Source organism: Bradyrhizobium sp. Ken51 (genome assembly GCF_055807435.1).
Map to the genome: position 1 here is coordinate 697,169 of NZ_JBVVPB010000001.1, position 23,411 is coordinate 720,579.

The 23,411-nt window shown below is 63.2% G+C and carries 21 protein-coding genes and 1 pseudogene; 13 read left to right on the plus strand and 9 right to left on the minus strand.

What is annotated here, in order from left to right; all coding sequences use genetic code 11:
• Nucleotides 1-176: 176 nt before the first annotated feature.
• Nucleotides 177-1,796, minus strand: a complete 1,620-nt coding sequence (locus AC0L27_RS03075; RefSeq protein ID WP_275170355.1) for an inorganic phosphate transporter — start codon at nt 1,794-1,796, stop codon at nt 177-179.
• 69 nt (nt 1,797-1,865) lie between these two features.
• Nucleotides 1,866-3,377: a CYTH and CHAD domain-containing protein gene (locus tag AC0L27_RS03080; RefSeq protein ID WP_354211189.1), complete on the minus strand. Its 1,512-nt coding sequence runs from the start codon at nt 3,375-3,377 to the stop codon at nt 1,866-1,868.
• Between the two features lie 229 nt (nt 3,378-3,606).
• Between AC0L27_RS03080 and AC0L27_RS03085 the strand changes: the two genes are divergently transcribed.
• Complete coding sequence (locus tag AC0L27_RS03085) at nt 3,607-3,870, plus strand: hypothetical protein (protein ID WP_354211190.1); 264 nt, start codon at nt 3,607-3,609, stop codon at nt 3,868-3,870.
• Nucleotides 3,867-4,043, plus strand: coding sequence for a hypothetical protein (locus AC0L27_RS03090; RefSeq protein ID WP_275170352.1), 177 nt, complete (start codon nt 3,867-3,869; stop codon nt 4,041-4,043). The genes AC0L27_RS03085 and AC0L27_RS03090 overlap by 4 nt, the downstream gene beginning before the upstream one ends.
• Before the next feature lie 52 nt (nt 4,044-4,095).
• Here AC0L27_RS03090 and AC0L27_RS03095 read toward each other — a convergent pair whose 3' ends face one another.
• Complete coding sequence (locus AC0L27_RS03095; RefSeq protein ID WP_354211191.1) at nt 4,096-4,386, minus strand: HGGxSTG domain-containing protein; 291 nt, start codon at nt 4,384-4,386, stop codon at nt 4,096-4,098.
• Nucleotides 4,383-4,985 carry a hypothetical protein gene (locus AC0L27_RS03100; RefSeq protein ID WP_354211192.1) on the minus strand — a complete coding sequence of 201 codons (603 nt, stop codon included), beginning with the start codon at nt 4,983-4,985 and terminating at the stop codon, nt 4,383-4,385. The genes AC0L27_RS03095 and AC0L27_RS03100 overlap by 4 nt, the downstream gene beginning before the upstream one ends.
• A 441-nt stretch (nt 4,986-5,426) precedes the next feature.
• Here AC0L27_RS03100 and AC0L27_RS03105 point away from each other — a divergent pair, with 441 nt between their 5' ends.
• The 3 genes from AC0L27_RS03105 to AC0L27_RS03115 all read left to right on the plus strand — a co-directional run bounded on the left by AC0L27_RS03105 (nt 5,427) and on the right by AC0L27_RS03115 (nt 8,871).
• Entirely contained in the window at nt 5,427-6,401 is a 975-nt protein-coding gene (locus AC0L27_RS03105) for a Bug family tripartite tricarboxylate transporter substrate binding protein (RefSeq protein WP_354211193.1), read from the plus strand.
• A 129-nt stretch (nt 6,402-6,530) separates the two neighbouring features.
• Nucleotides 6,531-7,619 (plus strand): mandelate racemase/muconate lactonizing enzyme family protein, encoded by a 1,089-nt coding sequence (locus tag AC0L27_RS03110; protein ID WP_354211194.1) that lies wholly within the window; start codon nt 6,531-6,533, stop codon nt 7,617-7,619.
• A 103-nt stretch (nt 7,620-7,722) separates the two neighbouring features.
• Nucleotides 7,723-8,871 (plus strand): amidohydrolase, encoded by a 1,149-nt coding sequence (locus tag AC0L27_RS03115; protein WP_354211195.1) that lies wholly within the window; start codon nt 7,723-7,725, stop codon nt 8,869-8,871.
• Nucleotides 8,872-9,054: 183 nt separating this feature from the next.
• Here the strand turns inward: AC0L27_RS03115 and AC0L27_RS03120 are convergent, their stop codons facing one another.
• Together AC0L27_RS03120 and AC0L27_RS03125 are read right to left on the minus strand one after the other, a co-directional pair.
• The gene (locus AC0L27_RS03120) at nt 9,055-9,639 is read right to left on the minus strand and encodes a DUF1349 domain-containing protein (protein WP_354211235.1); all 585 of its coding nucleotides are present in this window, start codon (nt 9,637-9,639) and stop codon (nt 9,055-9,057) included.
• A gap of 320 nt (nt 9,640-9,959) precedes the next feature.
• Nucleotides 9,960-10,271, minus strand: coding sequence for a hypothetical protein (locus AC0L27_RS03125; RefSeq protein WP_354056773.1), 312 nt, complete (start codon nt 10,269-10,271; stop codon nt 9,960-9,962).
• Between AC0L27_RS03125 and AC0L27_RS03130 the strand changes: the two genes are divergently transcribed.
• Complete coding sequence (locus tag AC0L27_RS03130; RefSeq protein ID WP_354211197.1) at nt 10,270-10,992, plus strand: DUF72 domain-containing protein; 723 nt, start codon at nt 10,270-10,272, stop codon at nt 10,990-10,992. The two genes, AC0L27_RS03125 and AC0L27_RS03130, sit on opposite strands and share 2 nt — an antisense overlap.
• Before the next feature lie 59 nt (nt 10,993-11,051).
• Here the strand turns inward: AC0L27_RS03130 and AC0L27_RS03135 are convergent, their stop codons facing one another.
• On the minus strand, nt 11,052-12,239 hold the full coding sequence (locus AC0L27_RS03135) for a CaiB/BaiF CoA transferase family protein (RefSeq protein WP_354211198.1): 1,188 nt from the start codon (nt 12,237-12,239) through the stop codon (nt 11,052-11,054).
• 166 nt (nt 12,240-12,405) lie between these two features.
• On the opposite strand from AC0L27_RS03135, the gene AC0L27_RS03140 reads away from it, so the two are divergent.
• On the plus strand, nt 12,406-13,293 hold the full coding sequence (locus tag AC0L27_RS03140; protein WP_354056779.1) for a VOC family protein: 888 nt from the start codon (nt 12,406-12,408) through the stop codon (nt 13,291-13,293).
• A gap of 100 nt (nt 13,294-13,393) precedes the next feature.
• Here the strand turns inward: AC0L27_RS03140 and AC0L27_RS03145 are convergent, their stop codons facing one another.
• Nucleotides 13,394-14,185 carry a helix-turn-helix domain-containing protein gene (locus AC0L27_RS03145; RefSeq protein ID WP_473317901.1) on the minus strand — a complete coding sequence of 264 codons (792 nt, stop codon included), beginning with the start codon at nt 14,183-14,185 and terminating at the stop codon, nt 13,394-13,396.
• Between the two features lie 18 nt (nt 14,186-14,203).
• On the opposite strand from AC0L27_RS03145, the gene AC0L27_RS03150 reads away from it, so the two are divergent.
• From AC0L27_RS03150 to AC0L27_RS03165, 4 genes and pseudogenes are all read left to right on the plus strand, one after another.
• Nucleotides 14,204-15,013, plus strand: a complete 810-nt coding sequence (locus AC0L27_RS03150; RefSeq protein WP_354211200.1) for a glutathione S-transferase family protein — start codon at nt 14,204-14,206, stop codon at nt 15,011-15,013.
• A gap of 56 nt (nt 15,014-15,069) precedes the next feature.
• Nucleotides 15,070-15,423, plus strand: coding sequence for a putative quinol monooxygenase (locus AC0L27_RS03155; RefSeq protein ID WP_473317902.1), 354 nt, complete (start codon nt 15,070-15,072; stop codon nt 15,421-15,423).
• 1,677 nt (nt 15,424-17,100) lie between these two features.
• Nucleotides 17,101-17,598 (plus strand): annotated as a pseudogene (locus tag AC0L27_RS03160) (VIT1/CCC1 transporter family protein).
• The gene (locus AC0L27_RS03165; RefSeq protein ID WP_473317903.1) at nt 17,496-17,909 is read left to right on the plus strand and encodes a cytochrome P450; all 414 of its coding nucleotides are present in this window, start codon (nt 17,496-17,498) and stop codon (nt 17,907-17,909) included. Before AC0L27_RS03160 ends, AC0L27_RS03165 begins: the two are co-directional and overlap by 103 nt.
• A gap of 137 nt (nt 17,910-18,046) precedes the next feature.
• Here AC0L27_RS03165 and AC0L27_RS03170 read toward each other — a convergent pair whose 3' ends face one another.
• Nucleotides 18,047-18,835: a ferritin-like domain-containing protein gene (locus AC0L27_RS03170; RefSeq protein ID WP_473317904.1), complete on the minus strand. Its 789-nt coding sequence runs from the start codon at nt 18,833-18,835 to the stop codon at nt 18,047-18,049.
• A 289-nt stretch (nt 18,836-19,124) separates the two neighbouring features.
• Here AC0L27_RS03170 and AC0L27_RS03175 point away from each other — a divergent pair, with 289 nt between their 5' ends.
• Together AC0L27_RS03175 and nosZ are read left to right on the plus strand one after the other, a co-directional pair.
• A complete protein-coding gene (locus tag AC0L27_RS03175) occupies nt 19,125-21,437 on the plus strand; it encodes a 4Fe-4S binding protein (protein WP_473317905.1) in 2,313 nt (770 codons plus the stop codon).
• A 23-nt stretch (nt 21,438-21,460) separates the two neighbouring features.
• Nucleotides 21,461-23,407, plus strand: coding sequence for a TAT-dependent nitrous-oxide reductase (gene nosZ, locus AC0L27_RS03180; protein ID WP_473317906.1), 1,947 nt, complete (start codon nt 21,461-21,463; stop codon nt 23,405-23,407).
• Nucleotides 23,408-23,411: the final 4 nt, after the last annotated feature.

Sequence of the window (23,411 nt, forward strand, 5' to 3'; positions counted from 1 at the left end):
ATCTCGCTTCCAGTGCGAGCAACGCAAGGATCAGCGCGCGGGCACCGCCCGCGTCGTTGGTGGCGGCGGTCCCCATCAACCTCCCGTCCCGATCAGTTTTTCGGTGGCGTTACACGATCGGACGGCCCGTGCGCAAATGGCGCGCCGACAGACCATCGTTGCAGATGGCGAACGGGTCAGATCACAGCGTGGAAAATCATGTACAGCAGGCCGGCGATCAGCATGGCCGCGGGCAATGTCAGAACCCATGCCAATACGATGTTCCTGATCGTCCCCGTCTGCAGCCCCGAGCCGTTAGCCGCCATGGTGCCGGCGACTCCGCTGGACAAGATATGCGTGGTCGACACCGGCATGCCGTAAAACTCAGCGCCGAGGATGGTGCCGGCCGCTACCAACTCGGCCGAAGCACCTTGCGCGTAGGTCAGGTGCTGCTTTCCGATACGCTCGCCGACCGTCACGACGATCCTGCGCCAGCCGACCATGGTGCCGAGGCCAAGCGCGATCGCGACCGAGACCTTGACCCAGGTGGGAATGAAGCGCGTGCCGTCTTCCAGGCTGGTGCGATAGCTTTTCAGGACAGCGGCGTCGCCCGGCTCGAGCTTGGCGCCCGCGTCGGGCAGCAGACGGATGGCGTCGGCCGCCAGGTACATGTCGTTGCGCATGTTGGGCGTCGCCGCCGCCGGAACCCGGCTGATCGATCCGTAGCTCTTCACGCCATTGGCGACCTCGTCGGACAGGCTTGCGAGCGCTGCGAACACGTCCGGCCGGTTCAGGTCCCGGGTCTTGAGCGCGGTCCCAATCAGGCCGCGTGCATCGTTCGGACTGACCTGCTGAGCGCCTTGTGCACGCGCCGCGAACACCGACTTCGCCTTGCTGGTGATGTCGACGAACGCCGGCGTGCTCGAATCCGGCATGGTCCGGTTCAGAGCGTAGGCGGTCGGCGCCACGCCGATCAGGATCAGCATGATGAGGCCCATGCCCTTCTGCCCGTCATTGCCGCCATGCGCAAAGGACACGCCGGTGCAGGTCAGGATCAGGATGCCGCGGATCCACCACGGCGTCTTGCCCTTGGGCTCCTGGTACAGCTTCGGCACGGGAACGACGGCCTTCAGCAACAGCAGCAGCAAGGCCGACAACGCGAAGCCAACGACCGGACTGAACAGCAGCGCCTTGCCCACGCTCATGGCCTGGGTCCAGTCGACCCCCGACGTGGCCTGCCCGGTGGGGGCGAGAAGCTCGTTGGTAAGCCCGACGCCCATGATCGATCCGATCAGGCAGTGCGACGAGCTGTTCGGGATGCCCATCGACCAGGTCGCGAGATTCCAGATGATTGCCGCGATCAGCAGGGCGAAGATCATGGCGTAGCCGGCGGTGCTGCCGACCTGGAGGATCAGGTCGACCGGCAACAGCGTGATCACGCTGTAGGCCACCGCGCCGGTGGAAACCAGCACGCCGAGGAAGTTGAACACGCCCGACCAAATCACCGCGGTCAGCGGCGGCAGGCTGTGGGTGTAGATGACGGTTGCGACCGCGTTGGCGGTGTCATGGAAGCCGTTCACGAATTCGAAGCCGAGTGCGATCATGAGGGCAACGCCGAGGAGCAGCAGCGCACTGATCGCGAGCGGCTCGCCGACGCTTTGCGTATCGGTGAAGATGCCGTAGGCAGCATAGCCGATGCCGCTGACGAGGAAGAGCAGGAAGACCGCCACCATGCTGACATGGGGTTTCTTGTGGAGGTCGGGTTTGGCGGCGGCTTGCGCGACCGGACGTGCATCGTTGAGTGCGAGATCGGACATGGGGATAGCTCGGCGGTCAGTCTGTCAGCGATGATCCCGGCGGATCAGGAAATCCATGGGAGCCTCAGCTCAGCCGCTGGGCACGGCGCGCAGCCGGCGCAACCGGTGCAGCTCCTTTGCCGCGTCCTTCATCAGCCCATCGGCGGCCTCGCGTTCCTGGCCGACGATGACCCCCGATGTGAAAGCCTGGGCGCGGCGGTGCGCAGGCGGCGCCGTCAGCGCAGCCTCGGTCGCCAGTTTGCGGTGTGTCATGAAGTCGTTCAGCGATCCCAGGGCCGATTGAATCTGCTTCAGCCGACCGGAAAGAGCTGCAAGCTCCCTCCGGCCGCGATCGCCGTAAAGGCTGCTGAAGAAGTCGGTTGCATAGCGAACCTTCTTGATCTTGATCCGCAGCTTGTGGCGTTGCACCGGATCGAGATCATTCAGTCGCTTGCCTTGCTTTCGCGCCTTCCTGATGCGCCGATCCAGCACCTCCGCGGCGTAGGCGGCGATCGAGCGGTCGTCATCGACGCGAGGCCGTCCGGCTTCGATCCACTCGATCGTATCGATCAGCAGGCGGCGGTAACGCGCCGCCGCGACCGCGTCGCGGGCGCGCTTGAAAGCCGCCATCCTTTGCCTTGAGAACCTCTCGCGGATCGCCCGTGCCCCGCGTGCCGGGACGCCATGCCTGGTGATCGGCTGTATGCTCTCCTTCAGAAACACGTCGATTTCACGCGCAGGCGCCAGTTCGTCGGTGAGCCATTTCAGCTCGGCCTTGATCCGCGCCGTGCTCGCTCGCGGCAGGATGTCGCCGAACAGCGAAATCGCCGCGCGCAGGCGCCGCAGCCCAACGCGCATCTGATGAACGCCCTCGGCATCGAGGTCACGCACCGGATCGGCGTTCGCCGTGATGTGACGCAGCGTCGAATGCGCGATCACGCGGAATGCCTCGTGGGGCGATTGCTCGGGAATGAGCTCGATCGCCTCGGCATGTTGCGCGCCGCCGCCGCTGTCCGCGACGAGCTGGTAACCGCGCTCGGCCTTGGAGCGCAGATCAAGCTCGGCCCCCGTTCGGCGTTCGAGATCGCGCGCGAGGCGGAACAGGTCCGCGACATGTCCGGATTTGAGTTCCAGCTCCAGTTCGGCAACGGGCCGTGACCGCCGCCCGGCGCTGATGCGGCCCCGGTCGACGGCGAGTTCGATCTGGCTCTTTCGTACGCGGCGGGCCTGCGCCATCCGACGGATGTCGGTCTGGAATACCGGCTTCAGCTTGCGGGGAAGTTTCCCCGTCGCAAGGCGCCGGAGCGGTGTATGGCTGGTCTTGGCAAGATCGGGATTTGCGCCGGAGACCTCGTGCTCCCATTCTCCGCGCCTTACGCCGCCCGCGCCGCCTGCTTTGACGGTTTGCACGTAGCGGTCCTCGATCTTGCGAACGCGCAGCGTCAGGCCGTGGCGCCTGAGCTTGTACCCGTTCGTATCGTAGTAGGTCGACACCAGCGTCTGCTCGGATTTGTCGCGGCGCTGGCCCGCCGCGCCGCCCCGCAACACCGACGACAGTTTTTGCGGTGAAATCCGGAATTTCAGTTCCGTTTCTGCATTCATGGCTGGATCTTTCAGTTGCCCATTCAAAGTGGCGCCCCCGCGGGAAGTTCCCATGCTGCGAGGATTTCAACGCGGCCGGCGATTAAGGGCGCCGCAAGTCATGGAAACTTCACGGAACAGGCGCCAGCGTGCTCGATTGAGTAGCAGCACCACGATTGAAGGATGGGCCGGGGCGGATACCGCCGAGAGCCAGGCTTGCCGCAGCGATTGATCGGAGAGCAATACGTCGATGTCCGGAACCGCGATCACCGTTCGAGAGCTCACGGCCAGGGTGCTTGCCATTGTCCATGCGCATCCTGGCTGCGAGTTCGTGAAGGAGATCGCGATCACGCCGGTTGAGATCACCGGCGCCGGAATGACTTGGCACGCGAATCTCGTCGACAGCGGCGGTGCCGATGCGCAGCGCGCGGCCAGCGTCTTGAGGCAGGCGAGAGATGATCTCGAGCCGATGTTTGAATTGGTTGACGAACCCCCACCGAAAGACGAGCCATGAAAAAGCCCGCGATCCATCCAGATGACTTCCCGGTTGAGACCAGCAAAACGACCGTCAAGACCAACAAGGGCGAACCGCTTGCGGACGCCGAAAGCGAGCCGGTGGCGGAGGAGATCGCCGAGCGTCTCAACGAGCATGCCTATCGCGAGGAGCACGATCGATGGTCGCCGTGACCTCCGGATATCCATGGTCGTGATCGACGCTACGCGCAACAGCCGTCCGCTGTCATTCCACCGACGGACTGGGGCGGCTTAGTTCGTGAAGCAGTTCGCCTGCCTGATCCAGCAGCGTCCGGACGTTGTTCCGCTCCGCGACCGCTTCCCCCGTGAACATCCCATGCTTCCGCGCATTGCGGTTGCCGGGCGGCGCGCCCGTCCTTGCGGCGCCGCCATGCATGCGACATCGACTCTTGCCGCGCATCGCCGGCGCGCAACAGGGGGTACCACTACGAGCCCTTGCGCCGCAGCGGCGGCTCGCTTGCATCGGGCTGGTATTGCGAACGTGATCGCTGCTCATGCGATGGCGCCGTCCTCTACGTCAACGTTCGGCTCCGCGACGATCAGGCTCGCGTGTTGCGTGACGTTACCCACGATCGCCCTGCCGCCATCCTGCACCGACAAATTCCGGACCGTGATCGCGCGCTCGCCGTTGTTGCGGTGGCGGCTGAGTGCCTCGATCTGGCTTGCGAAGGTGCGGGCCAGCCGGGCCAGTGCGCGTGTGAGGCTCTCCTGCTGCGGAATGTCATCGGTGAGAGCGAGGCGGCAGGCAGAGCGCATCGCTGCGGCGTGAACGGACACCATCTGCACCGCGAGCATGGCCTCGATCGAGTCCTTCGGCGCGATGCTCTTCACCAGCGAGATCAGGAAGGCGAGATTGGCTTCATCGGGTTTCCGTCCGGTCATGCTGGCCTTCACCAATTGCCTGAGGAGACCATGGAGCGCGTCGCAATCAGCGGCGCCGAGCGCCTCGGCCAGCAGCCGTTCGCCGGCTTGCGGGTCGGCATGGAGGATCGCAATCCCCCGCTTGTAGAGCTTGACCCGCGGGCTCGCGGCGGAGCCGCTGCGATCGTTTGCCGCAACCGGGGGCGTGCTGTGGCGTTTCGCAGATGTCGTCATGTGCTGTGTCCTCTAACCCGTGCGGGCTCATTGCGCGCGACATCGATCGCTCGCTGCGCGCCTGTGGGATTTTCGAGATGTCGATGAAGGGTTTACGCGCAATCGCCGCGCGGCGCCCGTGGTCGGGCGGCGTGGACGCTGGCGATTTTTGCGATGATGGCATTCTGCCGGTGTTTTGCCCGACGAGTCAAACGAAGATTGCGAAGCGCGCAATCCTCGTTCGTGCAAATCCCTGTCCGCGCAAGTCCTTGTTCTCGCAGGTGTCGGCTACTGTGCATGGGGTTGTTTTCGCGTTTTTTGTTTCGAAGCGGCTCCGACCTGCCGCGCGACGGAATGCCGGACTGCAAACGCGATTGCGAAATCCGGCGCGGCCGCTCATCATGATTCTCGAATGCGCCGCGTCATGCAAAAGCGGCTGCGATGCGTCTAGGGAGAGAACCAATGCAAAGAACACTTCGCCTGCTGGCGATCATCGCCGGATTGTGCGCGACGACCGGGGCCCTCGCGCAAAAATATCCGGTGCGGCCGGTCAAGATCATGGTCGGCTTCAGCGCGGGCGGCCCGGTCGACGTCGTCGCGCGCATCGTCGCCGATCGGCTGAGCAACAAGCTCGGGCAAGCCTTCGTGGTCGAGAACCGCGCCGGCGCCAACGGCATGATCGCCGCCGAAGGCGTGGCGCGTGCGGAAGGCGACGGCTACACGATGCTGGCCTGCAACTCCTCCACGATCACACTCAACAAGACGCTGTTCAAGGATATCCGCTACGACCCGGAAAAAGACTTCGCGCCACTCACCACGGTCGTGTCGGCGCCGCTCGTGCTGGTGGTCAACCCGGAGAATCCCAAGACGGCGAACATCAACACCGTCGCCGATCTCGTCGCCGCGGCGAAGGCTGCGCCCGGCGCGCTTGCCTACGGCTCGGGCGGCAACGGCAACCTCGCCCATCTCGCCATGGAGCTGCTGAGCCAGAAGGCCGGCGTCAAGATGATCCACGTGCCCTATCGCGGCGGTGCTGCCTCCGAGGTCGGCATTCTCGCGCAGGAGGTCCTGGCGGTGTTCGATCCCTTGTCCGCCGTGCCGCTGGTGAAGGCCGGCAAGCTGCGCGCGCTCGCGGTATCCTCGGCCGAGCGGCTGCCGGCGCTGCCTGATGTGCCGACCGTTGCGGAAGCCGGCTATCCCGGTTTCGATATCTCGTTCTGGGTCGGCTTCTTCATGCCCAAGGCAACGCCCGCGCCGACGCTCGATATGCTGCACCGGGAGATCGTCGCCGCCGCCAACGATCCGGCGTTACGGGAGCGGCTGGAAACGCAGGGCGTCGTGAGCGTGCTCAGTCCGGCCGAGTATGCCGCCAAGATCGCGAAGGAGACCAGGGAACTCGCCGAAGTCGTGGCGGCCGCGAACATCAAGGCGGAGTAGGGGCGCAACTTGCCGGACTTGCCGTAGTCGGCCCGAGCGCAGCGAAACCCATCGCTACTTGCGAAGATGACGATGATGGGTTTTGCTGCGCTCTACTCATCCTACAAGAAGAAAATAGAGGGAGGCTGCATGCCGCGCATTTCGACCATCGAGACCGGATTCTACCGGATCCCCCTTCCCGTCACGCTGTCGGACTCGATGCATGGCGACATGGCGGCATTCGAGCTGATCACTTGCCGGGTGCGCGATGTCGATGGCGCCGAGGGCGTCGGCTATACCTACACGGTGGGCCGCAATGGCGGCGCCGTCGCCGGCATCCTCAAGCGCGAGATCCCGCCGCTGGTCGAAGGACGCGAGGCCGATGATACCGAAGCGATCTGGCATCAGGTCTGGTGGGGCCTGCATTATGGCGGCCGCGGCGGGCCGTCGGTGCTGGCGCTCTCGGCGCTCGATATCGCGCTGTGGGATTTGAAGGCGCGGCGCGCGAAATTGCCGCTGTATCGATTGCTCGGCGGCTTCGCTCCGCGCGTGCCCTGCTATGCCGGCGGCATCGACCTCGATCTCTCGGTCGAGGCGCTGCTGAAGCAGACCGACGGCAATCTCGCCAAGGGCTTTCGCGCCATCAAGATGAAGGCCGGCCGCCCCGATCTCAAATCGGATGTCGCGCGGGTCGCGGCGATGCGACAGCATCTCGGCGACGGCTTTCCGCTGATGGTGGATGCCAACATGAAATGGACGGTCGAGGAAGCGATCCGCGCCGCCCGCGCATTCCAACCGTATGACCTCACCTGGCTCGAGGAGCCGATCATTCCCGACGATATCGCGGGCCACACCCGCGTCATGCAGGCCGGCGGCGTGCCGATCGCGGCGGGCGAGAATTTGCGTTCGCTGTGGGAGTTCAAGAACTACATCGTCGCCGGCGCGGTGTCCTATCCCGAGCCCGACGTCACCAATTGCGGCGGCGTCAGTACGTTCATGAAGATCGCGCGGCTGGCGGAAGCGTTCAACCTGCCCGTCACCAGCCATGGCGCGCACGACATCACCGTGCACCTGCTCGCGGCCTGCCCGAACCGCTCCTACCTGGAGGCGCACGGTTTTGGGCTCGACAAATATATCGAGCATCCGCTGGTGCTGCAGGACGGGCTCGCGCTCGCGCCGGACCGGATCGGCCACGGCATCAGCTTCGACTGGGACGGGCTGGCGAAGCTGTCGCCGTAGACGCAACGCGTTGCTGCACGCGAGGCATTCGCTGACGCTTGATGCAAGCTGCGGTTATTCGGCTATGGTGTCGAGGCCGACACACAATCCAGAGATTCTTGCCTTGACCCCCGAGCTGCACCAGAAACTGACCGCGTGGCGCCGGCATTTGCATGCGCATCCCGAACTGTCCCTCCAGGAGAAAGCCACCGCCGCCTTCGTGCAGGACAAGCTCACCGAACTCGGCATTCCCTTCGTGTCAGGCGTTGGCGGCCACGGCATCGTCGCGACCCTGACGCGCGGCCACGCCCAGGGCCGCGTCGGCCTGCGCGCCGATATGGATGCGCTGCCGATCACCGAAGACACGTCCCTGCCCTACGTTTCGCAAAATCCCGGTGTGATGCATGCCTGCGGCCATGACGGGCATACCGCCTCGCTGCTCGGCGCCGCCGCGCTGCTCGCCGCCGACACCAGCTGGAGCGGGACGGTCGATTTCATCTTCCAGCCGGCCGAGGAAGGTTATGGCGGCTCGCGCGCGATGGTCGCGGCCGGGCTGTTCGAGCGCTTTCCGATGCAACGGGTGTTCGGCTTTCACAACTGGCCGGGACTTAGCACCGGCACCATCGCGGTCCATGACGGCGTCGTCATGGCCTCCGGCGGGCGCGTCAGCATCACCATCGACGGCCATGCCGGGCACGCCGGCATGCCGCATCTGACGCGCGATCCCGTGATGGCGGCCGGCCATCTGATCGTGGCGCTGCAATCGATCGTATCGCGCAGCGTTGATCCGCTCGACACCGCCGTGCTGTCGCTATGCACGCTCGAAGGCGGCACGGCACGCAACCAGATCGCCGGACGCGTCTCGATCGGCGGCACGTTGCGTTACCATCGCGATGCGGTGAAGGACACCGTCGTGGCGCGGATCGAACAGATCTGCGCCGGGATTGCCACGAGCTTCGGCGTCAAGGTGACGCCCGAGATCGTCATTGGCGTCGGCGTCGTGATCAACACGCCGGCCGAGGCAGATCTCGCGCGCCTCGCCGCGGACAAGGTGCGGGCCGAGTTGCGGCGCGACCTCGCGCCCAGCATGGCCGGTGAGGATTTCGCCCACTTTCTCTCGCGGCGCCCCGGCGCCTTCGTCTGGATCGGCAATGGCGAATTGCGGGACGGCGCCGAACTGCACGGCCCGCGCTATGATTTCAACGACGCGATCCTGCCAATGGCAGCGAGCTGGATGGCCGAAGTCGCCAAGGCGGCGCTGGCCTCGAACTAGAGTGTGTATCCATGAATGACACTGCACTTGATGCCCGCCATGCTTCCGACGGGTCAAAGGCGGCGGTCTGCACTGGCAATGACTTCTGCCCTACCCCGACTCCACTCCTGCCGCTGCAATGCGCCAACCGACGGCGATCGGCGACTTCAGACTTCAGCGCCGCCTCCGGCCGCGCCAGCAGCCTCATTCTAGATCGTGAAGGTCCTTGCCGAGCGGCGCCGTCATCCGAAACTCCGAAAAAGCCACTTCCAACCCGGCCCGCTCCGGCGTGCAAGCCATCGGTCCAACAAGATAGGAAGGGTTCTTGGCAAACGGCGCAAGCCTCATGAGAGGCCAAACCTTGCCATCGTTCGAAGCTTGCACACGAAGAACGCCATGAGCAACGGTTACCCGCAATCGGAAATCACGTGCGTCGTGCTCATAGGGTGCCGTTGCCCAGTCCGACCGCCCATCCGTCAATACGCTCGAAAGCATGGCCCGTCCGTCGGCAAATTCGATTCCGGCCTTAAGCCAGCGATTAGCGTCTACGCGCACCATGATGCCGGCTTGATCGTAGAGCGCTTGGAAATTACCGCGCACCCGCAACTCGGCCGTGAAGGCATCCCCGGCCTTAAACCCGAGAAAATGTCCGTTGTCGCGCATAAAGCCGTAGTGAGTCTCGCGCCAGAAGTCGGTGGCATTGTCAGTGACCACTTCAAGGCTGTTGCCCTTCTCGGTCCATTGTTTCGGCTCATTCAGCCAAATGCCGTCAGATCTGCCAAGTATCATTTTAACCTCGATGCAAACCATGTGATGGTCTCGACGAGCTTTCGGGTTTCGGCCCGACATCGCGATAGCGGCATCGAAGAACTGAACCTGAGCAAATCCAATCCGTCATGCCTCGCTGAACGGGCCTCAACGAGGTGCGCCACTTACTTCGTCGACGGACCAATTTCGAAAGTCGGCGATCAGCCGCCGCGGCGGATCATCTTGAGGCCCGACCGTCTTGCCGTGCTTCAAGCGATAACGAACTCGCCGGGTCTTGCGCATTCATCCGGCTAAGCCGGGCTGCGCGTAGTAAGCCCACCGCCCTGCGAACACGCGCCCGCTCAAGAGATCTCGCGCGGCAGCTTCCAGCCCGGCTTCGGCTCGAACGTCTCCTCGACCTGCGCGACGTGATAGCCGGCGGGCAGAAGCCTGCCGCCCTCCTCGTCCGCGACCGGCACGTCGGTCACCAGACCCTCGATCAAGGCGGCTTCCCACACCTCCTTCTCGGAGGGAAAGGGGTCGCCGATCTGCTTGTTGCCTTCGAACAGCGCGTACATCGGTTCCGGTCCTGCGTTGATCAAGCTCACGAGCAACGTATCGGCCGCACGGACGTTCCCATCCGGAAAATCGCAACGGATGGACACGTCAAACATGGCGCGCGTTCTGATCGGAACTTCCGGCTGGCATTACGCCTCCTGGCGAGGCCCGTTCTTTCCCGAGGGCGTGACGCTGAAGCAGCAGCTGAGCTATTACGCCGGACAGTTCGACACCACCGAGCTGAACGGAGTGTTCTACCGCACCCCGACGCCAGAGGCCGTCAAGGGGTGGCGCGAGCAGACCGGCCGCGATTTCGTCTTTGCCTGGAAGGCCTCGAAATTCATCACGCATTGGAAGCGCCTGTCGGACCGTTCGGTGAACAGCCTCGAGCTGCTCGAGGATCGTATCTCACGGCTCGGCGGCAAGGCCGGCCCGATCCTGTTCCAGCTGCCGCCGCAATTCGAGGCCGACGCGGACCGCCTCGCCGGCTTCTTCAAGCTGTTGTCGCGGAAGCGGCGTTACAGTTTTGAATTCCGTCATCCGAGCTGGTATCAGCCGCGCATCTTGCGGATGCTGGCCGACGAGAACATCTCGCTGTGCCTGTCCGACCATCACGACGCGCCGGCGCCGTGGAAGCGCACGGCGGATTTCGTCTATGTGCGCGGACACGGGCCGAGCGGGCGCTATCACGGGCACTATACCAAACCCACGCTGGCGCAATGGGCGCGGCGCATCAAGTCCTGGAAGCGGCAGGGCTGCGACGTCTTTGTCTATTTCGATAACGACCAGAAGAGCGCGGCGCCGGCCGATGCCCAGGCGTTGAAGCAATTGCTGTAGCGCACGGACAGGGCCGGCGACGCGCCGTCACGCCGCCGTGCAGGCGCCGTCGTTCATCGCTAGACGATGCCGCTTTGCCGGAGCGCCGCGATCGCGGCCTTGTCGTAGCCGAGCTCGCTCAGGATAAGGTCGGTATGCTCGCCGAGCGTGGGCGGGCGCGTCGCGATTTCGCCGGGCGTTTCCGACAGGCGGACGGCGGCGCGCGCCACCGGCGCGGGCTTCGGCAGACCGGGATAGTCGACGTCCTGCATGAAGCCGGCGGCGCGGATGTGCGGATGATCCAGCGCCTGCTGCGGGCTCAGCACTGGGCCGGTCGGAATCATGGCCTTGCCCAGGGTGTCGACGGCCTCCTGCGTGGTGCGCTCGGCGCACCAGCGCGCCATCCGCTCGCTGATGATAGGGCCGTTGTTGCCGCGGCTGATGTCGTCGGCAAAGCGCGGATCCTTCAGCCAGACCTCCTCCTCGCCCATCAGTTTCGCCCAGCGCTTGAACAGCGGATGCCCCGTGACCTGACACAGCACCCAGCCGTCCCTGGTGCGATAGATGTCGGCTGGCGCCGCAGTCTGGCCGAGATTGCCTGTCGGCACCCGATTGACGTTGATGACGGCCTGCTCGATCAGCGTGGCATTGGTGAAGGACAAGGCGGTTGCGAGCAATGCACCCTCCACGATCTGCCCGCGCCCGGATTTGCCGCGCTCGATCAGCGCGGCGAGCGTGCCGAACGCGCAATGCAGCGCGGTCCCGAAGTCGACCCAGTTGACCGCGGCCCGGTAGGGCGGATCGCCGGCGCCCGTCATGTACACCGAGCCCGACATCACCTGGCCGACACCGTCGAAGCCGACGCGGTCGGACCATGGCCCCGGCCCGCCGAACGCGGTTGCCGTCGTCAGGATGATGTCGGGCTTGATCGCCTTGAGCGAATCGTAGTCGAGCTTCATCGCGCGCAAGGTCTGCGGCGGTAGATTGGCGACGACCACGTCCGCAGTCGCAATCAGCCGGCGCATCACCTCCTGCCCTTCCGGCTTCATCGGATCGAGCGTGAGGCACTTCTTGTTACGGTTGACCTGAAGGAACAACGCCCCTTCGCCATTTTCACCCACCGGCGCCACGAAGCGATCCTCGCTGCCGTCGCGCTTCTCCACGCGAATGACCTCGGCGCCGAATTCGGCCAGCAAGGTCGCGCAATAGGGCCCCGCGATATAGCGCCCGAAATCGAGAACCCGGACGCCGTCCAGAACCCCTCCCATCGATCTCTTTCCTTTGTGCTTTTTGTCAGCTTACAGGGATTGGCGTTTGCGGCAAGGCGGCAACGGGCGCCATACTCCGCTCCTGAGATGTGGTACGCGAATCATTTCGACTGGCGGAAATTGTGCTCTAGTATGGACCTGTCCCTGCCCCATCAGAGCCCCGTCCATGCCGCAACAATTCGATCGATCCAAAGAAGATCTCGGCAACGCGATCCATTTCGAGCACGTCAACATCCAGGTCCCGGACCAGCGGCTTGCCACGCTGTTCTATGTCGCAGGCCTTGGGCTCACCCGCGATCCCTTTCTGATGGTGTCCGACACCAACATGTGGATCAACGCCGGACGGAGCCAGTTTCATTTGCCGAGCGGCCGGCCGCAGGTGCTGCGCGGGCATATCGGACTGGTCATCGCGGGCCGCGAGGCGCTGCTGACGCGATTGGCGTCGGTCGCCAAGAAGCTCGAGGGCACCGCGTTCGCCTTCGCCGAGCATAACGACCATGTCGAGGCGATTTGTCCGTGGGGCAACCGTTTGCGATGCTACGAGCCCGACGCCGCGCGCTTCGGCCGCGTCGCGCTCGGCATTCCCTACGTCGAGTTCGACGTGCCGGTAGGATCCGCCGCGCGCATCTGCGCCTTCTACCCCGAGATCATGGGCATGCCATCGGAGCTGTGGAACGGCGACGGCACGGTCGCCGCCGTGAAGACGGGGCGCGACCAGCATTTGTTATTCCGCGAGACCGATCGACCGCAAGGCGACTATGACGGCCACCACGTGCAGATGTACATCACCGATTTCTCCGGCCCTTATCGCAAGCTGCTGGCGCGCGATTTGATCTCGCGCGAGGACAATCAGTACCAATACCGCTTCTGCGACATCGTCGATCTCGACAGCGGCAAGCCGCTGTTCACGGTCGAGCACGAGGTGCGCAGCGCCACCCACCCGATGTTCATGCGGCCGATGGTCAATCGCAATCCGGCGCTGAACAATCGCAACTACGCATCCGGCCACGATCAATCGCTTTGGGCGATGGGACCGGATCAGTATGAGGGATAGGGGACCGGAAATCGCCCCTAGCCGGAACAATAGGTTAAAGGCCGTCGCCATCTACAACGCCTGGCCCCGAAGTGCATCCCCTGACTAGAGGACTGGTGCATCAAGGCGGGGGCGCTGAAGCGATGGCTTGGCTCAGTCGCGAAGGCTCAATCCCAAACATTTCGCGGAAGCTGGCACTGAAGTGAGCCGAGGAAGAAAAACCTGTTCCGAGCGCGGCATCCGTAAGCCTTGCGCCAGCTTGCATCATTCGTATGGCAGCCCCCATCGAAACCCACATGCGATATCGGCGAAATGGGATCCCGACGTCGCGCTTGAAGACGTGCATGAGACGTGACTCGGACATTTCGAGTTTCTTTGCGATTGACGCCAAGGGCGTCCGGGCGGCAGGCTCGGCGTGAAGTTGTTTAATCAACTCTGCGATCCGACAATCAATCCCGCCCGGCGCGGGGGCGTTGAGGTGCTCAACGAGCTCGCCGCGCGCCTTCTTCCAATCGATCACCCCATCCGATAGCCGAGTGGACAATTCGATCAGCTCATTTTCGATGCTCAGGTCGAATGAGGCTCTTGGTGTTTCTTCGGCTGCAAGCGACTGCAGGTGCTCCAGGTCGCGGCTGCGCCCATCCACATAAAGGAAAGCAACGCGGCCTCGCCCAATTTGGAAATGATGCAACATATTTGGCGGGATCAACGCAGTCCGGCAACTGCGATAAGCGGAGTTTTGCATCTTCGGATTTCTGGCAACGCCGAATGGTCGATCGACGCCAATTGCCAGCACGGCTACGGCGTTCCGATGAGGGCTCAGCCGAAAACTCGGGCCGACGTAGAAGGCACGTGCTCCCCAGGAAAAGAGCAGCCCGGACGCAGCAGGTTTTTGAAAGCGACTGTTCTCCATGTCGGGCATCATACCTCCATGATCGATTTGACGCTCTATCACAATCTCGCTTCCGCATCGTCGCAGAAGGTCCGCCTGACTTTGGCGGAAAAGAAGCTGGACTTTCAAAGCGTGGAAATATCGCTGGGAGGCGAGCAGCACGCGCCGGGTTACCGTGCCGTCAACCCAGCCGGCGTCATGCCGACGCTGGTGCACAGGGGCGACCGGATGTTCGAAACGGCCGCCATTCTCGAGTATCTAGATGAGGCGTTTCCATCTCCGCCGTTGAGCCCTTCCGACCCGGTCCTGCGGCAGCGGATGCGCGCTCACATCTGCCGGCTCAATGAAGTCAACCATCCGGCCAATGGTATGATGCACTATGCGATACTCGCGCGGCCGGCTCTTCTCCACTTGCCTTCCGACCGGCTAGAGGCGTTGCTGGCAGCGATGCCCAACGAGCGAGACCGGAAATTGCGCCGAGCGGCCGTGAGCCAGGGCCTAAAGGCCCTGGAGTTCGCCGATGCCGTACGCACTCAAGAGCAGATGCTCGACACGTTCGAGGAAATGCTGGGCCGCACCTCCTACCTGATCAACGATGACGTGACCCTGCTCGATTTGACGGCGCTGCCTTACATCGCCCGGCTCGACCAGATGGGGTTGACGACGTTGATCACGAACTGTGACCGGCCTCATCTTGCGGCCTGGTACGAGCGCATGAAGCTTCGTCCCTCGTGGGAGGCCAGCTTCGCCTTTCTCGCGGCCGGCGCCTTCAAGGATTGGCCGACAATGGGTCGCGCGGCCATGCCAAGCATCCGGCCGCTGCTGCGCAGACCGCCGAAGAACCATTGAGCCCACCGACAGCCTCGTGTCGGAAGGCTCTCCTGAAATCAACTATGGAGTTCGCCATGACCGATACCATGATGCCATCAGAGCAGGAACAATCGCCCGCCATTGCTGCTCCGAAAGACGCACGGCCCGTCATTGTGACTATCGACATGACTGCTCGCAATGCGGAGGCCTTAAAGCAGCACCTGCTGGCGGTCAGACCAGTGACACGGAAGGCCGCGGGGCAACGGTTCAGCTGGTCGTCCCAGGATCCGGAAAACGCCGCCCGTTTCACCCTGATCCAGGAATGGGAAAGCCTCGCGCAGCAGCAGGGTTACATCGCGTGGCGGACACAAAGGGGTGATCTTACAATTCTTCTGGATATGCTTGAGGCTCCTCCACGCATTGAAATACGAGAAGTCTTCGATCGTTGAGGGGGAACACGCATCCACTCCATGGGAGCAAAGGAGACTCGACATTTTCATCTGCAACGCCGGTATCGTCGATGGGGAGGACGTTCACCGGCTATTGCCGACCAACTGCAAGCTGCGGTCGGCGGGACCTCATCGAACGCCAAAGAAGGGCAGGATAGATGAGCGTTATCAAGTGGCTGGGGCGGGAGGGTCCCCAGCTAGACGGCGGCCCCGTGGCCTCCACAACTACGTGCCTGAAAAGTCTGAAGAAAATCCGGGCGACACCAGGGTGTGTAGCACCCAAGTGCAGCATCATCAAGGATACGGGTGTCTGCACTCCATTCGGATCGACCGCGGTCAACGCTCCTTCTGAAACGCGCTCCGCCAAGTTGGGGCCGCGGAACCAACAGAAGTCGCGCTCAAAGCGCAGGATCTATTTGGTCGTGACCTCCCTCGTCGGCCTCTTTCGGGCTGAACGATGACTTCGCAAGTGTCCGCGGTCGCCATACCAAGCAGGCGGAGCAGTTCGCGGGCCCGGCCGTATGCCGTGCTCTCGGCGTGGCGAGCAGCCTTCAACGCGTCACCACCGGCCAGCGGAGCCCACGACCTAAACAACGCATTGCTCGACGCACCAATACCGCAAAGGGTCAAATTCCCGGCGTTAGAAGTCCCGCTCTAGAACCCCAGAGGGCGCAGGGAAGGCCAGATGCCAGCCGTCGGCTGCACGGCACAGCCGGTGAGTGCACCCGCTACCTTGCTTGCCTCACGGTTTGACGGCAAACGTCGGCCCAGCGAGAGCTGAATTTGTTTGGCCTCTCGACAGAGATATTGAGCGCCGTGCTCATCCGAAAGAATGGCCTTCGGTTCGAAAGCTTGATCGTCCCTGCATGACTATCCCCGCGTCGCGCGCCGGTAACGCCCAGTTCGGAGTCTTCTCACGCACAGATGCGACTTTTGTAACGCGCAGTTCGCTGGAACTGGGCGTTACCTTTTGCAGAACAGGGCGTTACTTTCTTCAAACTGCACGTTTCTTTTCTGGGGTAGTAACGGGGGGCGTCCGCGGCTTTCCCGCCTACACGCTTCGGCACTTGCACACTCACGCCGGCCGGGAACGCGATTTTTCAAGGTTTTCTGCGCGAAGAAAGTGGCGGATAGAATTGGAAAACTGGCGAAGAGGGAGGGATTCAAACCCCCGTTAACTCGCCACACCTTCGCAAATCGCAGTCCGCACCTCGCCTTTCAAGGATTTGAATCTAGGATGGTAACGGGCAAAGCCGGCTCCGGTAACGTCGAAGCCGAAATCGTGTAACGCACAATCCGAGACTCGTAATGTCCCCGATCGTAGGATTCGACGATTTCAGATTGGGCGTTACATTTGCAGACTTGCGCGTTACATTTCTTGGGTAGTAACGGGGGGCGTCGGCAAAAAACCGCCTACTCACCTCCCTACGACACTCTTCCTCCGGACAGGCCTTCACGGGCCCATGGAGGGGGCCCTAGCGTAGGCGAAGGGTCAAGGCGTCACCGGACTGCAGCTCGGCGAGATGCAGCGAAAAGATGGTAGCGGGAGAGGCACTCGAACACCCGCCCAGGATTATGATTCCAGTGTTCTGGGCATCGGCTTGCTTTCGTTAAAAGCAGATTAGTATCGACGCAACCGCTACGGCCGGCCTTTCCGCGGCCGTCGCCAACACGGACGTGATCGTCACCGCTGGCCTCGCCGAGGTCGTCGCCGGCGCCATCGCGATGGGCCTAGGCGGGTATCTCGCGGCGCGGACGGACGCGGAGCACTACGCCGCCGAAGAACAGCGCGAGCACCACGAAGTCGGGCACCTGCGCGAGCGGGAGATCGAAGAAGTCGAGCACGTTCTTCCGCGGGTACGGACTCGAAGGAGACGCGCTGAAGTCCGTCGTAGCGCGATCGCATCCGACAGATAGCGCTGGGTCGACTTCATGATGCGCTTCGAACTCGGCCTGGAGTGCCCCGACCCGAATCGCGCGCCGATCAGCGCAGTCACCATTGGCGGCTCCTACGTGATCGGCGGCCTGATTCCGCTGGTGCCCTACATTTTCACGAAAGACGCGGGGCCGTCGTGGAAGAGGCCCTGCGGCTCTATCCCCCCATCGCCGCGCTCAGCCGAATGTCCGAAGGGCCGGACAATCTGGGATCTCATGAGATCGGCGTCCGGTCCCTGATCGTTATCGCACCCTACGTGCTGCACCGGCACGAGCGCCTGTGGGACCGGCCGGATATGTTCGACCCGTCGCGCTTCTTGCCGCCGGCAAGAAGCGAAGTGCCCCGTTTCGCCTACCTGCCCTTCGGCGCAGTCCCGCACCTGCATCGGATCATCCTTTGCGCTGCAGGAGGCGACGATCGTGTTGGCGGTGCTGATGCGACGCTTCGATCTGGACCTTCTGCCGGGCACCAAAGTCTGGCCACTGCAGGGGATTACGTTATGGCCAACGAACGCCCTACCTATGCGCCTCCGGAAGTGTCCGTGAGGTAGAGCGTCCTCCAAGAGTGCCTGCCATTATTCTGCCGGGAGGTCGTCCGCCGGTCCTACGGCCGGCACTGGCGAGGTTTTCTGGCCGATAACGGGTGAGGAGGCGAGTTTCTGCATCTGCTGCCTGCTGGGCAAGCGCCTCACTGGGAGCCAAGCGAACGCAGCCAGGCCAACCTCGAGATTGCTCTCTCCGCTAGGTGCTGCAAGGTTTCGACGGGCCGGGCGTCCTCCGAGCGCTCCGCGCCTTCGAGATAGGCGTCGGCCAGCGCCTCCGCGATCGTCTGCGCGTCCCGCTGCTCGAGCGCGCTCGGGAGGCTTCCAAACTCGCCAACCTCGTCGGCCATCCGCATCGTCTTTTCGAGGAGCTCGCGCGTGCGTACCGCAGCCGCGCCTTCCAGACGCCGCTCGAGGGTCGCAAGGTGCGTCGCGAGACAAAGCTCAAGCCTCCGCGCCTGGATCCGCTCCGCGTGTGGGCGCGCTTCGTCTGGCCGCGCCCCTTCATGCTCTCGATGATAGGCACGGCGCCGTTCTTTCCGCAGCGTCGAGACGTGGCCGAGCTCCTCCTTGGCCATCGCCTCCGAAGCCTTCTTGATCTCGAGATCTTTCGAATACGCGGCCAGATAGGACCAGAAGGCGAAGGCGCGTTCCTCGTTGCGCACCGCCATCGCGAGGGCGCGGTAAGGGGTCATCAGCTTCGAAGCCTTGATTTCGGCTGTGGCGTCACCGTCGAACGTCTCGGGCGCCTCCCAGCGGACGAGGGCGGGATCCGGCAACTTCCCGCGCCGCGACTGCGACCAGCGCTGCACGCTATCGACATGTTCGCGCTCCGCAGCCGCAAGATCGTCGAAAACTGTCAGCAGGTCGAAACGGTGCTGACGTCGCATCTCTTCGGCAAGTTCCCCGTACTTGGTCGCGGCTTCCTGCTCCATGGCATTCGCAAGCGCGAACAGCTCGTCCAGCGACTGCAGGGTCCCCGCCGGTTCCATCTTCAAGAGCGTCGTTCGCAACAACGGCATGATCATATTCCTCAGCTGTTTGATGCAGCGCAAGTTGCGAGGCAATTCCTATCATTACATAGACCCGCTTGACGCAGCTCGATTTGCGTTGGCTCAATCGATCCTCCCGTCCGGCGTCAACGACGATCCCGGGACATCAAATATCAAAATTCCAGATGGAATGAGCGTGCTCGGGCAGCCCCGTTCCGCTTTGAGGTACTCCATGGTCCGGAGTTTTTTCGCCCACAGACGGCCCGCATCTGCAGCGGCATTCGCGATCATTGTCGCGATCTGCGCGACGTTGTGGGCAGATGCGGCACTCGCGGCCGGCGATCTCGCCACTTATCTTCCGAAGGTCGCACCCGCCGACTTCTTCCAGGGCGCCGACCGGTTCGGTCCGGCACAGGGGGATCCGCCGATCGTTCCGGTCTATCGCGGCGACCAGTTGCAGGGTTTTGTCTACCTCAATTCCCAGTTCGCCAACGCCACGGGTTACTCCGGCAAGCCCATCCAGGTTCTGATCGGCATCGATACCAAGGGCGTGCTCAGGGGGTTCAAACTGGTCGAGCACAAGGAGCCGATTGTTCTGGTTGGCATTCCCGAGAAGAGGATTCTGGAAGCCGTCAATAAGCTGATCGGCGCCGACATGGGCGAGGTGGCGCGCGGTGCCGCGCAGGCGCCCCAAGTCGACATCGTCAGCGGGGCGACGGTCACGGTCCTCGTGTTCGGCGACAGCATCGTCCGTTCTGCGACGAAGCTGATCAAGAGCGGCCGGCTCGGCGCCCAAGGCGATGCAGCGACCAACGCAGCGCCGCAAGCGTCGAAAGCGATCGATCCGGGAATAAGCGAGGTTCGCGATTGGCAGACGCTCCTCGGTGACGGCTCGGTCCGGCGGCTCTTCCTGTCGGTTGCGGATATCAACAAGGCGTTCGAAAACACGGGTAACGCCGCCGCGACCGCGCATCCGGAGGCAGGCGACCCCGACGACACCTTCATCGATCTCTACGTCGCCGATGTCGCCGTCCCCACGATCGGGCGCAGTCTGCTCGGAGACGACGGCTACCAACGGCTCGCGGGCCGTCTCAAGCCAGGTCAGCAGGCGCTGGTCGTGGCCGGATCCGGCCGCTACTCGTTCAAGGGAGCCGCCTACGTCCGTGGCGGAATCTTCGACCGCATCGAATTGGTTCAGGAAACCAACAGCGTGCGCTTCCGCGACCGCGATCACACGCGGCTCGGCAGCCTTGCCGCCGAGGGTGCGCCCAACTTTCCGGAAATCGCGCTGTTCACGGTGCCGCCCGAACTCGCGTTCGATCCGATTGAACCTTGGGTGCTGCGGCTGCTGGTACAGCGCGTCGTCGGCGCCCGGGACAAGGCGTTGGTCACCTTCGATCTCGGCTATACCCTTCCTGAGACATACCTGAAGCGGCAGGCGCCCCCGGCGCAGCCTCCACAGGCGACGGCTTCGAAGGCGTCAGCGACCTCCGTTGCCGAGACGCGCGAAGTCGGTACGCCGCCGCCCGCGTCCGACGAGGAGCCGCTGTGGATGCGGATCTGGCGCGCCAACACCGTCAAGGTCGGCTTGACCGTGGCGGCGCTCGGCGCGCTCACCCTCATCTTCTTCTTTCAGAACGTGCTGGTTCGACGTCCAGCCGTGTACGTCTGGGTGCGCCGAGGGTACCTGCTCTTCATCCTTGTCTGGCTTGGCTGGTATGCGAACGCCCAGCTCTCTGTCGTCAACGTCCTGACCTTCGCGAGTTCCCTGTTGACCGGTTTCAGCTGGGACTACTTCCTGTCGGCTCCCCTGATCTTCATCCTCTGGGCATCCATTGCGGCCGGGCTGCTGTTCTGGGGCCGTGGACCGTTCTGCGGCTGGCTTTGCCCGTTCGGCGCCCTGCAGGAATTGCTCAATAACGTCGCGCAAGCGCTCAAGGTGCCTCAATTCCGCGTCCCTTGGGGACTTCACGAGCGGCTCTGGCCGATCAAGTACATCATCTTCCTCGGCCTGTTCGGGATGTCGCTGTATTCAACGGCCTTTGCGGAGCAGCTTGCCGAGGTCGAACCGTTCAAGACCTCCATCATCCTGAAGTTCGCGCGGGAGTGGCCGTTCGTCCTCTATGCGCTCACCCTGCTCGCCGCCGGATTGTTCGTCGAGCGCTTCTTCTGCCGCTACATGTGCCCGCTCGGTGCTGCGCTGGCGATCCCAGGGCGCATCCGGATGTTCGAATGGCTGCGGCGCTGGCCGGAATGCGGCTCGCCCTGTCAGCGGTGCGCCAACGAGTGTCCGGTGCAGGCGATCCATCCGGAAGGTCACATCAACGTCAATGAGTGCATCTACTGCATGCACTGCCAAGAACTCTATTTCGACGACCACCGCTGCCCGCACATGATCCAGGTGCGGCTGAAGCGGGAAAAGCGCCAGGCGATGTCCTCGCCGTCGATGCGCTCCGGCGGCAAGGGTCCGGACACGCTCATCATTGCCGGCGGGAAACCCGTTCGCGCGTCGCCCGCCGACGCTCCCACTCCACCTGCAACCTGAAACCGAAAGCCGAGGAGACCATCATGAGCGACAACGAAAACGCAAAGGGCGTCAGCCGACGAACCCTGCTGGGGACCACCGCCGCGGCTGCGGGCGTTGGACTCGCCGCCGGAGCTGTGATGAAGGACGGCGGCTTCGTCTCGGTCGCCGACGCGCAGACCAAAGCTGGCACCCCCAAGGCGCCGCCGGCGCGTCCGGCCGTGCAGAAGACGGAAGTCGCGCCGGGCGAGCTCGACGAATACTACGTCTTCTTCTCGAGCGGCCAGTCCGGCGAAATGCGCATCGTCGGCCTGCCCTCGATGCGCGAACTGATGCGCGTCCCCGTGTTCAACCGCTGCAGCGCCACCGGCTGGGGCCAGACGAACGAAAGCCTCAAGGTCCTGACCGAAGGATTGCAGCCGGAGACACGCGAGTTTCTCAAGAGCCGCGGCGGCACCTATATGAATGGCGACCTGCATCATCCTCATATCTCGTTCACCGATGGTACCTATGACGGTCGCTACGCCTTCATGAACGACAAGGCTAATAGCCGCGTCGCACGGGTGCGCCTCGACGTCATGAAATGCGACAAGATCATCGAGTTGCCAAACCAGCACACGGTGCACGGCCTGCGCGTGCAGAAATATCCGCGGACGGGCTATGTGTTCTGCAATGGCGAGGACGCCGTTCCGCTGCCGAACGACGGCAAGATCCTCGACGACAGGAAGCAGTACCGTTCGATCTTCTCGGCGGTCGACGGCGATACGATGAAGGTCGCCTGGCAGGTGATCGTCGACGGCAATCTCGACAACGTCGATGCCGACTACCAGGGCAAATATGCCTTCTCGACCTGCTACAACGCGGAGGAAGGCGTCACCCTCGCCGAAATGACCGCCAACGAGCAGGACTGGGTCGTCATTTTTAACCTGAAGCGGATCGAAGAGGCCGTGAAGAAGGGCGACTTCAAGGAAATAAAAGGCGTGCCGGTCATCGACGGGCGAAAGGGCTCGCCGTACACGCGCTACGTTCCGGTCTCGAACAATCCGCATGGCATGAACACCGCTCCCGACGGGATCCACATCGTTGCGGCCGGAAAGCTCTCACCGACTGTGACGGTGATGGACGTGCGCAAGTTCGACGATCTGTTCGACGACAAGATCAAGCCGCGCGACGTCGTCGTCGCCGAGCCCGAACTCGGGCTCGGACCGCTGCATACGGCTTACGACGGAAAGGGCAACGCCTACACCACCCTGTTCCTCGACAGCCAGGTCTGCAAGTGGAACATCGACCTCGCCAAACGGGCGTTCAAGGGCGAGAAGGTCGATCCCATCATCCAGAAGCTCGACGTGCACTATCAGCCCGGCCACAACCACTCCTCGATGGGTCAGACCAAGGAGGCTGACGGAAAATGGCTGATCTCGCTAAACAAGTTCTCGAAGGATCGCTTCCTCAACGTCGGCCCGCTGAAGCCGGAGAACGACCAGTTGATCGACATCTCGGGCGACCAGATGAAGCTGGTCCACGATGGTCCGAGCTTTGCGGAGCCCCACGACGCCACCATCGTGCACCGCTCGAAGATCAACCCGATCTCAATCTGGGATCGTGCGGATCCGATGTTTGCGGATGCAGTCAAGCAGGCCAAGGCTGACGGCATCGACCTGGAAGGTGATTCCAAGGTCATCCGCGACGGCAACAAGGTGCGGGTCTACATGACCTCGACGGCTCCCGCGTTCGGGCTCGAGCAGTTCCAGGTCAAGCAGGGCGATCAGGTCACCGTCTTCATCACCAATATCGATGCGGTCGAGGACCTGACACATGGCTTCAGCATCGTGAACTACGGTATCCAGATGGAAGTCGCGCCGATGGCGACGGCATCGGTGACGTTCAGTGCCGACAAGCCGGGCGTGTACTGGTACTACTGCTCCTGGTTCTGCCATGCGATGCACATGGAGATGAAGGGCCGCATGTTCGTCGAACCGAAATCGGTCTGATCGG